At 37.5% G+C, this 14,571-nt stretch carries 14 protein-coding genes; all 14 read left to right on the top strand.

Annotated elements, in window-relative coordinates; all coding sequences use genetic code 11:
• Nucleotides 1-45 precede the first annotated feature (45 nt).
• Nucleotides 46-774, top strand: a complete 729-nt coding sequence (locus M948_RS36720) for a GntR family transcriptional regulator (RefSeq protein ID WP_021291520.1) — start codon at nucleotides 46-48, stop codon at nucleotides 772-774.
• A gap of 167 nt (nucleotides 775-941) precedes the next feature.
• A complete protein-coding gene (locus tag M948_RS36715) occupies nucleotides 942-2,036 on the top strand; it encodes a BMP family lipoprotein (protein ID WP_021291519.1) in 1,095 nt (364 codons plus the stop codon).
• Nucleotides 2,037-2,132: 96 nt separating this feature from the next.
• Nucleotides 2,133-3,671 carry an ABC transporter ATP-binding protein gene (locus M948_RS36710; RefSeq protein WP_021291518.1) on the top strand — a complete coding sequence of 513 codons (1,539 nt, stop codon included), beginning with the start codon at nucleotides 2,133-2,135 and terminating at the stop codon, nucleotides 3,669-3,671.
• Nucleotides 3,658-4,704: an ABC transporter permease gene (locus M948_RS36705; protein ID WP_021291517.1), complete on the top strand. Its 1,047-nt coding sequence runs from the start codon at nucleotides 3,658-3,660 to the stop codon at nucleotides 4,702-4,704. The genes M948_RS36710 and M948_RS36705 overlap by 14 nt, the downstream gene beginning before the upstream one ends.
• On the top strand, nucleotides 4,705-5,664 hold the full coding sequence (locus M948_RS36700; protein ID WP_021291516.1) for an ABC transporter permease: 960 nt from the start codon (nucleotides 4,705-4,707) through the stop codon (nucleotides 5,662-5,664).
• A gap of 127 nt (nucleotides 5,665-5,791) precedes the next feature.
• Complete coding sequence (gene yfmF / locus M948_RS36695) at nucleotides 5,792-7,087, top strand: EF-P 5-aminopentanol modification-associated protein YfmF (protein WP_021291515.1); 1,296 nt, start codon at nucleotides 5,792-5,794, stop codon at nucleotides 7,085-7,087.
• Nucleotides 7,080-8,363 carry an EF-P 5-aminopentanol modification-associated protein YfmH gene (yfmH, locus tag M948_RS36690; RefSeq protein ID WP_021291514.1) on the top strand — a complete coding sequence of 428 codons (1,284 nt, stop codon included), beginning with the start codon at nucleotides 7,080-7,082 and terminating at the stop codon, nucleotides 8,361-8,363. The genes yfmF and yfmH overlap by 8 nt, the downstream gene beginning before the upstream one ends.
• A 6-nt stretch (nucleotides 8,364-8,369) precedes the next feature.
• Complete coding sequence (gene ymfI / locus M948_RS36685) at nucleotides 8,370-9,083, top strand: elongation factor P 5-aminopentanone reductase (protein WP_021291513.1); 714 nt, start codon at nucleotides 8,370-8,372, stop codon at nucleotides 9,081-9,083.
• A gap of 78 nt (nucleotides 9,084-9,161) precedes the next feature.
• A complete protein-coding gene (locus M948_RS36680; RefSeq protein WP_021291512.1) occupies nucleotides 9,162-9,422 on the top strand; it encodes a DUF3243 domain-containing protein in 261 nt (86 codons plus the stop codon).
• Between the two features lie 156 nt (nucleotides 9,423-9,578).
• Complete coding sequence (locus M948_RS36675; RefSeq protein WP_021291511.1) at nucleotides 9,579-10,370, top strand: DUF3388 domain-containing protein; 792 nt, start codon at nucleotides 9,579-9,581, stop codon at nucleotides 10,368-10,370.
• A gap of 17 nt (nucleotides 10,371-10,387) precedes the next feature.
• Nucleotides 10,388-11,320 (top strand): helix-turn-helix domain-containing protein, encoded by a 933-nt coding sequence (locus tag M948_RS36670; RefSeq protein ID WP_021291510.1) that lies wholly within the window; start codon nucleotides 10,388-10,390, stop codon nucleotides 11,318-11,320.
• 75 nt (nucleotides 11,321-11,395) lie between these two features.
• Nucleotides 11,396-11,974 carry a CDP-diacylglycerol--glycerol-3-phosphate 3-phosphatidyltransferase gene (gene pgsA, locus M948_RS36665; RefSeq protein ID WP_021291509.1) on the top strand — a complete coding sequence of 193 codons (579 nt, stop codon included), beginning with the start codon at nucleotides 11,396-11,398 and terminating at the stop codon, nucleotides 11,972-11,974.
• Complete coding sequence (locus tag M948_RS36660; protein ID WP_021291508.1) at nucleotides 11,971-13,218, top strand: competence/damage-inducible protein A; 1,248 nt, start codon at nucleotides 11,971-11,973, stop codon at nucleotides 13,216-13,218. Before pgsA ends, M948_RS36660 begins: the two co-directional genes overlap by 4 nt.
• 173 nt (nucleotides 13,219-13,391) lie before the next feature.
• Nucleotides 13,392-14,429 carry a recombinase RecA gene (gene recA, locus M948_RS36655; RefSeq protein ID WP_021291507.1) on the top strand — a complete coding sequence of 346 codons (1,038 nt, stop codon included), beginning with the start codon at nucleotides 13,392-13,394 and terminating at the stop codon, nucleotides 14,427-14,429.
• Nucleotides 14,430-14,571: the final 142 nt, after the last annotated feature.

Here is a 14,571-nt window from a genome sequence, read left to right as displayed (position 1 = left end):
CGGATTTCTTGATGTAAGAAATGATTTTGTAAGGAGGGATACAGCTTGTCTATCAAAACCGATTCGAGGCACTTATATTTACAAGTAATTGATGAAATTAAACGTGATATTGAAAACGGTAAGTATAAAGAGAAAGAAAAACTACCTTCTGAATTTCAATTATCAAAGCAATTAGGTGTGTCCCGTGCAACATTAAGAGAAGCATTACGAATACTAGAAGAAGACAACATTGTTAATCGCAGACACGGTGTTGGGACGTTTGTTAACCCAAAGCCAGTTTTTTCTTCAGGTATAGAGCAGTTAACCAGTGTAACGCACATGATTGAACAATCTGGTAAATCTGCTGGTTCACAATATTTATCAACAGAAATCATTGACCCAACAAATGAAGATAAGCGTAAATTTGGCCCAAAACGTATGAATCGATTAGCAAAAATTGAGAGGGTTCGTACCGCAGATGACCAACCTGTCGTTTTTTGTATCGATAAAATACCCGAAAACTATATACCAATGGATAGGGTGCATAAATCGGATTCTATCTTTCGTCTGATGGAAGAATACGCAAATAAACGAGTTGCTTATGCTGTCACATATATTGAAGCAATAGGTTACCATGATCGAATATACGATATACTGAACTGTCATCCGGAACAAACGCTCTTATTATTAAAGCAAATGCATTATACCGAAGATGATGAACCCGTACTTTATTCTGCGAACTATTTTCGATCCGATATGTTCAGTTTCCATGTTTTACGAAAACGACTCTACTGAATCCCCGATTAAAAAAATGAAGCTTTACTCAATATGTAACGGCTTCCATTTTTTTAAATATATTTTTCCTAATTTTTTAAAAATTAAGGAGGTGATCTTACATAATTGATAGGAAGGATTAGATGATTCAAACGTAAGATGAAAAAACATAACAGGGGGGCTTTTAAGTGAAGAATCGTACATTTATTTTACTATTTGCAATTATGGCGAGTGTCGCTGTCGTTCTTTCCGCTTGTGGTGGAAACGAAAGTAGTAACAAAGATAATGCAGCTGCAAATGAGAGTGAGTCCGAAGATTATTCAGTAGCGATTGTTACGGATGAAGGCGGTGTCGATGACAAATCTTTTAATCAATCATCTTGGGAAGGCTTGAAAGCATGGGGAGAGGAACAAGGATTATCGAAAGGGAACGGATTTGACTACGCGCAATCTTCTGATGAATCCGACTATCTTCCGAATTTAACTCGGTTAACGAGAGATGGTTATAATCTTATTTTTGGAGTGGGCTTTTTATTACAAGATGCAGTTACAAAAGTAGCTGAGCAAAATCCAGATACGAATTACGCTATTATTGATACGGTAGTAGAAGCGCCAAATGTTGCAAGTATAACATTTGCTGAGCATGAAGGATCTTTTCTGGCAGGTGTAGCTGCTGCTATGAAAACAAAAACAGATAAGCTTGGTTTCATTGGAGGAGTGGATTCAGACTTAATCAATAAGTTTGAGGCAGGTTTTGAGGCAGGAGCAAAATCAGTGAATCCGGATATTGAAGTGGATATACAATACGTAGGTAACTTTAGCTCGGCGGCTGATGGTAAGCTAATTGCCACCCGCATGTACGAAAATGATACGGATATTATTTATCATGCTGCAGGTGCAGCTGGTAATGGGGTGTTTGCTCAAGCTAAAGACTTGAAACAGAATGATCCAGATCGTGAAATTTGGGTCATTGGTGTTGATCGTGATCAACATGAAGAGGGCAAAATCGGTGAACATAATGTTACCTTTACATCTATGGTAAAACGTGTCGATTTATCGGTTCAGGAAGTCAGCGATATGGGAGCAAAAGATGCATTTCCTGGTGGTGAAGTGCTTGAGTTTGGTTTAGTAGATGATGGGGTGTCTCTTGCAAAAACAAATGAAGAAGCAATGAGTGATGATATCATATCCGCTGTTGATGAATGGAAAGAAAAAATTACGAATGGCGATGTGACCGTTCCAAAAACGAGAGATGAATTAAAGGAATTCGAAGAAAGCTTATAATATAAAACGGAGGCTGGATAGCCAGCCTCTTTATATGTACATATTTTTTCGGAAAAATAGCAATCATTTGTCTTTTAAAAAGGGGGCAGCAATTGAATGGAATACGTCATCGAAATGTTAAATATAAGAAAAGAATTTCCTGGAATCGTTGCCAATGATAATATTACTGTTCAACTAAAATCTGGTGAAATACATGCACTATTAGGAGAAAACGGTGCTGGAAAATCAACTTTAATGAATGTGTTATTTGGATTGTATCAACCTGAACAAGGAGAAATACATGTAAAAGGTAAAAAAGTAAACATTTCAGATCCAAACGTCGCAAATGATCTAGGGATAGGAATGGTCCATCAGCATTTTATGTTGGTAGAACCGTTCACAGTCACCCAAAATATTATTTTAGGAAGTGAACCAACAAAAAAAGGGAAAATTAATCTAAAAAAAGCAGAAAAAGAAGTACAAGAATTATCCGATAAATACGGATTGCGAGTCGATGCGACTGCGAAGATAAGCGATATCTCGGTAGGTATGCAGCAGCGAGTTGAAATATTAAAAACACTTTATCGAGGAGCAGATGTGTTAATTTTTGACGAGCCTACGGCGGTGTTAACTCCTCAAGAAATAACCGAGCTTATTGAAATTATGCATGCTCTAGTGGCTGAAGGTAAATCGATTATTCTAATTACGCATAAGCTAAAAGAAATCATGCAAGTGTGTGATCGGTGCACTGTAATCCGTAAAGGGAAAGGGATTGGTACCGTCAATGTCGAAGATACCAATGTTAATGAGTTAGCATCATTGATGGTTGGTAGAGAAGTTTCTTTTAAAACAGAAAAAAAACCCGCGGAACCAAAGGAAACGGTACTTGAAATTAAGAATTTAATTGTAAAAGATACAAGGAAAGTAGAAATGGTAAAAGGGCTGAATTTAGATGTGCGAGCTGGGGAAATTGTAGGTATTGCCGGAATTGATGGCAATGGTCAAACGGATTTAATAGAAGCCATTACTGGCTTAGCAAAATCTAGTTCAGGTAGCATTCAATTAAATAATAAAAAAATAACGAACCTCTCACCTCGAAAAGTAACAGAAAGCGGAGTTGGCCATATCCCTCAAGACAGGCATAAATTTGGACTTGTACTTGATTTTCCAATTGGTGAGAACATGGTGTTGCAAACGTATTACCAAAAACCGTATTCCAAATATAAGGTGCTGAATTATAAAGAAATTTACCAAAAAGCTAAAACACTAATTGCTGAATATGATGTACGTACGCCAAGTGTGTATACGAAAGCAAGGGCGTTATCCGGGGGAAATCAGCAAAAAGCTATTATTGCAAGGGAAGTGGATCGTTCTCCCGATCTGCTGATCGCCGCCCAACCTACTAGGGGCCTTGATGTAGGAGCTATCGAATTTATTCATCAAAAATTAATTGAAGAGCGGGATAAGGGAAAGGCAATTTTGCTACTGTCCTTTGAATTAGACGAGATATTAGATGTGAGTGATCGGATTGCTGTTATTTTTGATGGAAAGATAGTAGCAGATGTTCATCCTGATGAAACCAGCGAACAGGAATTAGGTTTATTAATGGCTGGCAGTAAAACCAAAGAGGCAGGTGATCATCATGCATTCGAATAAATGGTTTAACATTTTGGTTCCAATTATTTCTGTCATCATTGGACTATTGTCTGGTGCAATTATTATGCTTGTCTCCGGATATAACCCGATACAAGGCTATGTCGCTTTATTTAATGGGGCATTTGGTGACCTGTATTTCTTTGGAGAGACAATTCGTCAAACAACGCCGTATATATTAACTGGACTTGCGATCGCTTTTGCTTTTAGAGCGGGGTTATTTAATATCGGGGCAGAAGGCCAGGTAATAGTAGGCTGGTTAGCAGCTGTTTGGATAGGTACCTCAATGGAAGCACCTATGTATATTCACCTTCCATTAGCCTTATTCGTAGCAGCATTGGCCGGAGCATTTTGGGGATTCATCCCAGGTTTATTAAAAGCACGCTTAGGTGTTCACGAAGTTATTGTTACTATTATGATGAATTATATTGCTTTATATAGCGCCAATGCCATTATTCGTCGTGTATTAACAGATAGTGCAGATAAAACTGAGACCATTGCTTCCAGTGCATCATTGGCATCTGAATGGTTAGAAGGATTAACATACTTTTCTCGCATGCACTATGGAATTATGATTGCTTTATTTGCAGCAGTGATTATGTGGTTTATTATAGAACGAACAAATATCGGTTATGAACTTAAGTCGGTTGGTTATAATCAACATGCATCTAAATATGCAGGGATGAGTGTAAAACGGAATATCGTATTAGCAATGGTTATCTCAGGGGCTTTTGCAGGTTTAGCAGGATCAATGGAAGGGTTAGGTACTTATGGTAATATGACCGTTAGCTCTGGTTTTTCCAATATTGGCTTTGATGGTATTGCTGTCGCTCTTTTAGGAGCAAATACGGCAATTGGTGTGGTACTGGCAGCATTTTTATTTGGTGCATTAAAAGTTGGAGCGCTTAATATGCCAACACATGCTGGCGTCCCAAATGAATTAGTAGATATTATTATTGCATTGATTATTTTCTTTGTAGCATCTAGTTATATTATTCGGTGGATAATACTTCGCTTTAAAAAGGAGGAGAAATAAATGGGGGTTATTGAATTATTGCAATCGATTATCCCAACTGCATTATTTTATTCTGCACCTTTAATTTTCACAGCTTTAGGCGGAGTATTTAGTGAGCGCTCCGGCGTCGTGAACATCGGTTTAGAAGGATTAATGGTCATGGGGGCTTTTGTTGGAATTGTATTTAATCTGACATTTGCGGATGTGTTGGGAGCTTGGACACCTTGGGTGTCGATTATAGTCGCTATGATCGTTTCCGCACTGTTTTCTATTATTCATGCCGTGGCATCTGTTTCATTTCGCGCAGATCAAGTAGTTAGTGGGGTCGCAATTAACTTTCTCGCATTGGGATTGGGTGTATTTTTAACAAAGCAATGGTATGACAAGGGACAAACAGATATGGTAAGTCAACCATTCTATACAACTGACATTCCATTACTAGCAGATATTCCAATTATTGGGTCGATTTTCTTTGAAGGGATATATATTACCTCATATGTAGCGATCATCCTAGCTTTTTTTGCATGGTATGTATTGTATAAAACGCCTTTTGGTTTAAGACTTCGAGCAGTAGGTGAACATCCGATGGCAGCGGATACAAACGGTATTCATGTTTATAAAATAAGGTACATTGCCGTGATTATTTCTGGTGCAATGGGGGGACTAGGCGGTTCTGTGTTTGCTTTAACGATCGCTCTAAATTTCTCTCATGCTACTATTGTAGGGCAAGGTTTTATGGCGTTAGCAGCTGTTATCTTTGGAAAATGGCATCCATTAGGAGCAATGGGCGCTGCTCTTTTCTTTGGGTTTGCACAAAGTCTAAGTGTTATTGGAGCCGGAATTCCTTTCCTTGCAGATGTACCACAAGTATTTCTGTTAATCGCACCATATGTCCTAACGATATTAGCATTAGCCGGTTTTATTGGCCGGGCAGAAGCACCGCGAGGGAATGGAGTACCTTATATTAAGGGAAGTAGATAAGTTATTACATTTACGGTTTGCGTATTATATTCGCAAGCCGCTTTTTTTTACTTTATAATGGATGATAAATGGAAAATTTGTGAAGAATAAATAAGTAAAAAATTATCAAGTATACAGGAGGATGGTTATGCGTGAAATCACCGAAATTGTAAAGGACATGGATGGATCACAGCTTCATCTTATTCCCAATAAAAAATATAAAACCATAACTTTAGTGATTAAATTAAAAGCACCATTAACGAAAGAAACAATAACTAAACGTGCGCTGCTTCCATATATTCTCAAGCAGGGAACAGAGAAATATCCTACCAAGCAAAAATTGCAACTCAAGCTTGATGAATTATACGGGGCTTCTATTTCCATTGACGGTGCCAAAAAAGGTGAGAATCATATTATAAGTCTGCGTCTGGAAATAGCGAATCCTAAATTTCTCAAAGATGCGTCTACGATTGTAGATGAAGGCATTCATTTATTACACGAAGTCTTATTTAATCCAAATATCGAAGGCTCAGGATTTGAACCAACCATTTTTAATCGAGAAAAGGATACACTAAAACAAAAAATACACGCAATTAAAGATGATAAGATGAGTTATGCAAATATGCGATTAATGGATGTAATGTGTGAGGGTGAACCCTATCAATTACATGTACATGGTTATTTAGAAGACTTAAAGGATATTACTCCGGAAACGCTTTATACTTACTATCAAGAGATGCTCGTATCCGACCGAATAGATATCTATATGCAAGGTGATATGGATGAGCAGCTGATGGAAGAAAAAATAACTACAGTCTTTGAACGCTTAACATCAAATAATTCAATCGTTAAAAAGACAAGGACATCTTCTGTTTCTAGTGATAAGCAACCAAAGGAAGTCATCGAAACCGATCAGATTCAACAAGCGAAATTGCATATTGGGTATCGCACGAATGTTACATTTGAAGATGAGGCATATTACGCCTTGCATGTATTTAACGGTATTTTCGGCGGTTTTCCTAGTTCAAAACTATTTATAAACGTACGTGAAAAGAATAGTCTAGCATACTACGCTGCTTCTCGAATGGAAAGTCATAAAGGATTATTACTTGTATTTAGCGGCATTGCTCCTAGTGATTTTGAAAAAGCAAGAGAAATTATTCGAGAACAAATGGTTGCGATGAAACAAGGGGATTTTACAACAGAGGCATTAGAGGAAACGAAAGCGTTAATAACGAATCAATTATTAGAAACCATGGATCATCCACAAGGCACAATTGAATTCTTATACCAGCAAGTATTATCCGACAAGCAAGTAGAGCCATTAACATTTATTGAAAAAATTAAACAAGTAACCAAAGAAGATGTCCTTCATGTTGCCCAGCAAATCCAAGAGGATACACTGTACTTATTAACTTCTGCGAAAGGAGATACCCATGAATAAACATACGTATCAAGATATGGATGAAACTTTGTATACGAATAAATTAGATAACGGTCTTACCGTGTGTTTACTGCCAAAACCTGAAATGGCTAAAACACATGCATTATTTACAACAAATTATGGCTCCATCGATTTACATTTTACTCCCATCGGGAAAGAACAGGTTATCTCTGTGCCAGAAGGGGTTGCCCACTTTTTAGAACATAAGCTGTTTGAAAGTGAGAAAGGGGATGTATTTGCTGATTTTTCAAAGCAAGGAGCTTCTGCAAATGCGTATACATCATTTACGAAAACGGCTTATTTATTTACGGCCACAGATCAAATTGAAAAGAATGTAGAAACGCTAATCGATTTTGTTCAAGATCCTTATTTTACGGAAGAATCCGTAGAAAAAGAAAAGGGAATCATCGCACAAGAAATAAAAATGTACGATGATCAGCCAGATTGGCAATCGTTTATGGGAACGATTAAAGCAATGTTTAAGAATCATCCAGTAAATGTTGATATTGCTGGTACAGTAGATTCAATTAATCAGATTACAAAAGATGATTTGTATACCTGTTACAATACGTTTTATCATCCAGAAAATATGATTTTGTTTGTTGCTGGGAATTTTAACCCAGAAGATATGATGAAGTTAATTGAGCGAAATCAAGCGAAAAAATCATTTAAGGAAATGGAATCATTAAAACGAGAGTTCCCAGAGGAACCTTCTGCAGTTGCTGCGAAAACGAAGAAAATTACGATGCCTGTCTCGATTGCTAAATGTACGGTGGGCATTAAAAATCTAGCTAATGGTCTTTCAAGTGATGCGTTCTTAAAAAAAGATATCCTCCAAGACATGATCATGGACCACTTCTTTTCGAAAGGTGGCGCATTTTATCAACAGCTTTATAGCGAGCAACTAATTGATGATAGCTTCTTTTTTGAAACCAATTTAGATCGTGACTTTGGTTATACCTTAATTGGTAGTAACACCGAGCAACCTGAAGCATTTGCATCATTATTGAAAAAAATGTTACTAGAAATGAAAAACACGACACTTTCACAAGCAGAATTTGATCGTATGAAAAAGAAAAAAATCGGTCAATTGCTTCGTTCCATGAACCGCTTAGAAAATGTAGCTAATGCTTTTACACATTATCATGCAGCAGGAATCGATTTTTTCTCCATTCTGCCAGCAGTCAGAAATCTAACATTAGAAGATGCTCAGCAATTTGTGAAGCAATGGATAGATGAAGAGCGTTTGGCAGTATGCACGATTGCTCCGGAGTAATAAGTCATGGGGAAAAATATTTTAATCGTTGGGGCAAGCGGTGATATTGGAATGGCAATAGCTAACCAATTAGTTATGGAAGGTTATCAATTGCTGCTTCATTATCATCGTAATAAACAAGAAGTAGATCGGATTATAACAGAATATCCGACTTCAATTGTAGCGATGATTGAAGCAGACTTAAGCTCTCAAGCAGGTTGTAAACATTTTCTTAACCACCTTGTATTTACAATTGATGGGGTAGTGTTTGCAAGTGGCAGAGGAGAATACGGGTTATTTCAAAACACAGATGAAACCGTTATGGACGACATGATACAATTGCATGTGAAATCCCCATGGATGATTACCAAACAAGTTTTACCGGCAATGATCAAGCAGCAGGCTGGGAAGTTTATATTTATAACGTCTATATGGGGTGAACAGGGCGCTAGTAATGAAGTGATCTATTCTTCTGTAAAAGGCAGTCAAAATAGTTTTGTTAAAGCACTGGCAAAAGAAGTTGCACCTAGTGGTATTTCTGTTAATGCAATTAGTCCAGGTTTTATAAATACGAAGATGAATCAGCATTTATTGCCAGGAGAAAAAGCCGAAATATTTGCTGATATACCAATGAACCGTGCTGGAAAGCCGCAAGAAATTGCTGACATGGTATCTTTCCTATTATCGAATAAAAGCAATTATATCCAAGGAGAAGTAATTAATATTACAGGCGGCTGGTAATTTTCTTCTGCCTACATGTATAAACTAGGAAGTATTTCAAATACTATGCATGTATAAATTGAGAAGGAGGAGAAAAGTATGTCAGTTCTTGATAACTTTGATTCATGGAAAAGCTTTCTTTCCAGCAAACTTACACAGGCGCAGCAGCAAGGAATGAGCGACAAGACCATTCAAAATGTAGCCCAAGAAGTAGGCGATTATCTTGCACAGAATGTAGATGCTAAAAATAATGAAGAAGCAGTGTTACGTGATTTATGGAATGCAGCATCTGAAGATGAGCAACAAGCGATCGCAAACACAATGGTTAAATTTGTTCAAAATCAAGGAAACCAACAGTAAACAATATGTCGATACGCTGAAAGAAGCTGTTCAAAAGCAGCTTCTTTTTAATTTTTTGGATAATCACTTTTCACATTAGGGAAAATCCTTTATTATATATTTAGATAGTATCAAAAAAGAAGGCTCATAAGTAAAGTCTCGGTAAAGGAGCTTTATATGGAAAAAACAGAGTGGTATCTTGAATATGAAATTCAAATTAATCGACCTGGTCTATTAGGTGATATATCTTCTTTATTAGGTATGCTATCCATTAATATTATTACGATAAACGGTGTGGAAAATGCTCGTAGAGGAATGCTTTTACTTTCCAAGTATGACGAAAACATAACACGATTAAAATCCATTTTGCAAACCATGGACATGATTCAGGTCACAAAACTGCGGAAGCCTAAGCTTCGAGATAAGATGGCAGTACGTCATGGAAGATACATACATAGAGACGTAGATGATCGCAAAACGATTCGTTTTGTACGAGATGATCTTGGCCTGTTGGTCGATTTTATGGCAGAACTTTATAAAAAAGATGGTCATAAATTAATTGGTATTCGAGGAATGCCCAGAGTAGGTAAAACAGAATCAATTGTTGCCGCAAGTGTATGTGCAAATAAACGATGGTTGTTTGTATCCAGTACCTTATTAAAACAGACCGTCCGTAGCAAATTAATTGAAGGGGAGTATAACCCTGATAATATTTATATTATCGATGGAATGGTGTCGACAAGACGAGCGAATGAGCAGCACTGGCAATTAATTCGGGAAGTCATGCAGCTTCCTGCTATTAAAGTGGTAGAACATCCAGATATATTTGTACAATCAACAGAATACAAAATGGATGATTTTGACTATATTATTGAATTACGAAGTCATGAAGAAGAAGAAATTACTTATGAACCTGTTCAAAGACAACAATTTGGTCAAGAAGATGGTTTTTCGATGTTTGATTTTTAAATTGGATGGTGTTTGGAATGGAAATTGGAGCAAGACTAAAAGAGGCAAGGGAGGCAAAAAACCTCTCTTTGGAAAGCCTACAAGAAACAACAAAGATACAGAAAAGATATCTAATTGCAATTGAGGAAGGCAATTTACATATTCTTCCTGGAAAATTTTACGCAAGAGCTTTCATAAAAGAGTATGCCAATGCAGTAGGGGTAGATCCAGATGAACTAATGGAAGAATTCAAAGAAGAAGTTCCAAAAACGGAAGAACCGACGGAGGAGCATTACAGTCGGATGCAGCGATCGCGTAAAAATAACAATACCGATAAGCCATCATCTAACTTTTCCTTATTTCCTACCGTAATTGTAGTATTATTGATTGTCGGTATTATTCTTGTTGCCGTATTTTTTATTTCTCAAAGTATGTCTGGTAAGGGAGAAAATGAGCCTATTAATCAAGATGGGGATGAGGATGTCATTATTAATGATGACACAAGTCAAACGCAGGACTCCGAAACAGCTAGTGACGAAAACGAAGAAAACAAGGACAGTGCAGCGAATGAAAAATCGGAGGATGCATCTATTGATGATGAAGCAAGTCAAGAGGAAACAGAACCGAAGGGTGAATTTTCTACTGTAGAAAAGGGAACAGGAAATACGCCTGAATCAATTGTAGCATATAATTATGCAGGTGAAGAAGTTACTGCAACCTTAGAAGCAGAAGGAGATACTTGGCTTGGAGTGAAATCGGAAAGTGATGAAATTTTCTTTGAAGAAGCTATGTTCAATGAAGAAAAGTCACCACTTGAAATCGATCTAACAGGACAAGAGCGTGTATTTTTCAAAATCGGTAATGCTTCTGTATTAACGATTACGGTTAATGGGGTTGAGATGGAATATCCTGTGGATTCAAGTACTGTAAGACAAAATATTTGGATAGAATTGAATCAAGAAGCTGAATAAATCAATTGACCCTTCCTTTCAACTTTTTGGAAGGGTTTATCACTTTTCGTTGAAATACTAGGAGGATAAAAACAAATGAATATACCGAATAAAATTACCATTTCTCGTATCCTATTAATTCCAATCTTTATCATTCTTATGAGTGTACCGTTTAATTGGGGAACATGGAATATTGGAGAAGCAGAGCTACCCGTATCTCATTTTATAGCTGGGCTGTTATTCATTATAGCAGCAGCAACAGATTGGGTAGATGGTCACTATGCCAGAAAATATAATTTAGTAACGAATTTAGGGAAATTCCTAGACCCGCTAGCAGATAAATTACTTGTATCCGCAGCACTAATTATTTTAGTTGAAGTGGGGGTAGCCCCTGCATGGGTTGTTATCATCATTATTAGTCGAGAATTTGCTATAACTGGACTCAGACTTGTTGCTGCGGGTGAGGGAATTGTGTTAGCAGCGGGTAGCATGGGGAAATTAAAGACAGCTACACAAATGGTGGCAATTGCTGTTTTACTGCTTCATAATTTTCCATTTTCCTATATTGGCTTCCCTTTTGGAGAAGTGATGCTATATATTAGTCTTCTATTCACTGTCATATCTGGTGTTGACTATTTTGTGAAAAATTGGCATGTGATGAGGGATTCTAAATGATAAAACAAGTGAAAGCAGAAATTGTTGCGGTTGGAACCGAATTATTGCTTGGACAAATTGCAAATACGAATGCTCAATGGCTTTCTCAGCAATTAGCCAACTATGGAATTAATGTCTATAACCATGTGGTTGTTGGTGATAACCTCACGCGTGTGGAGGAATCGTTCTATCAGGCACAGCAGCGATCTGATCTGATTATTGTAACTGGTGGTCTTGGACCAACCGATGATGATTTAACTCGGGAAGCTTTTCAAAACATCAGCCAACTTTCCATGATCGAACATCAACCATCCATGGAAAAGATAACAGCATATTTTGCCAAACAACAAGCAACAATGACGCCAAATAATCGGAAACAAGCAAGAGTATTTGAAGGTGCTGAGGTTTGGTTAAACAATGCTGGTATGGCTCCGGGGATGTGTGTGTCTTTTCAAAATAGAACATGGATCTTCTTACCTGGTGTGCCAAGAGAAATGAAAGCATTGGCAACGGAGCATCTGTTCCCGCTCGTTCAACAATTAGTAGGAAAAAATGAAATTATTAAGTCGAAAGTGTTGAAGTTTATTGGTATTGGAGAATCTAAATTGGAGCATGAATTGAAAGATATTATTCAAGCTCAAACAAATCCAACGATTGCCCCGCTAGCTCAGGATGATGGGATTGTCATTCGCTTAACTGCTAAGAGTGAGTCAGATCTTCAAGCTAGTCAACTAATTGAACATACAGAAGACCAGATAATAAATCGAGTAGGCTCATATTTTTATGGATCTGATCAAGACACGTTAGAAGGGAAAGTGATCGACCTTCTAATAAAGAAACAGAAAAAACTTGCAGTAGCTGAAAGTATAACTGGAGGTTTATTTACAGGGAAAATATCTTCTGTTTCTGGCGTTTCTTCTGTTTTTGAAGGTGGAATCGTCAGTTATGCTGCGCATGTTAAGCAACATGTATTAGATATTTCGGAAGAGACATTGACCGACAAGGGTACCATTAGTGAAGCATGTGCACTTGCCATGGCTAAAAATGTTGCTGCTAAGCTAGGAGTGCCTGTTGGAATAGGATTTACTGGTGTTGCTGGACCGGATGAGGTTGAGGGACAACCTGTAGGGACCGTGTATATCGCTATCTATGATGATGGAAAAGAACAAGTAGAAAAATGGATGTTTCAAGGTGATCGTAATACGATTAGAAATAGAGCCGTATTAAAGGGAATGGAACTTCTCTACAAATGGCTAAAATCATAAAATATAAGTTTAAATGATTATCATTTTAAATAATTTCATTACTTGGGTTAGCTGTAAATCTATTTTTATCTCATTTCCGCTTCAGAAAAAGGGAACATTTATTCGATTTATTGCTTGGCAAACGATGAAAAAGCATGTATGATAGAACTAGATTATTAAAGGAGGACGACGCTTTGAGTGATAGAAAACAAGCTTTAGATATGGCGTTAAGACAGATAGAGAAACAGTTCGGTAAAGGGTCTATTATGAAACTAGGCGAACAAGCAGAACAAAAAGTGGCAACCATCCCTAGTGGTTCATTAGCATTAGATGTAGCTCTTGGAATTGGTGGGTATCCTCGTGGCCGAGTTGTTGAGATTTATGGTCCGGAATCCTCTGGTAAAACAACCGTAGCGTTACATGCTATAGCTGAAGCACAACGTCAAGGGGGACAAGCCGCTTTTATTGATGCGGAACATGCGTTAGACCCTACTTATGCACGTGCTTTAGGTGTTAATATAGAAGAACTTTTACTTTCACAGCCAGATACTGGCGAACAGGCCTTAGAAATTGCTGAAGCACTTGTGCGTAGTGGTGCAGTCGATATTATTGTGGTGGATTCAGTTGCTGCCCTTGTGCCAAAAGCTGAAATTGAAGGTGAAATGGGTGATTCCCATGTTGGGTTACAAGCTAGGTTAATGTCACAAGCCTTACGTAAATTATCTGGAGCAATTAATAAATCAAAAACGACGGCGATATTTATTAACCAAATTCGTGAGAAAGTTGGCGTTATGTTTGGAAATCCTGAGACTACACCTGGTGGACGGGCGCTGAAATTCTATTCCTCCGTTCGATTAGAAGTACGACGAGCAGAGACGTTGAAGCAAGGGAACGAAATGGTAGGAAATAAAGCAAGAATAAAAGTAGTTAAGAATAAAGTTGCCCCGCCATTTAAACAAGCAGAAGTAGATGTCATGTATGGTGAAGGGATATCTAAAGAGGGCGAAATTATTGATATTGGCTCCGATTTAGATATTGTAAACAAGAGTGGTGCTTGGTATTCTTATAATGAAGAACGTCTTGGTCAAGGACGGGAAAATGCCAAGCAGTTCCTAAAAGAAAATACTGATATGATGGCAGAAATACATGCAGCAATTCGAGAGCACTATGGTTTAGACGAAGAGCCGAAAGAAGAAGAACAACAAGTTGGTCAAGAAAGCTTAGATGTATAATGCTATTTACATCCCCTTGCGATAGAAGCAAGGGGATTTTTACTATAAGAATAATGTATTACCAATATTTTCAATCAATATGAGGTGAAGTTGTGACGTTTCCTTGACATTCGTATAGTACACAATTAAAATTAAATTTGTA

Source organism: Virgibacillus sp. CM-4 (assembly GCF_000445495.1).
Taxonomy (GTDB): domain Bacteria; phylum Bacillota; class Bacilli; order Bacillales; family Amphibacillaceae; genus Virgibacillus; species Virgibacillus salexigens.
The sequence above is the reverse complement of the archived record's forward strand: the minus strand, read 5'-3'. Positions and strand labels throughout refer to the sequence as shown.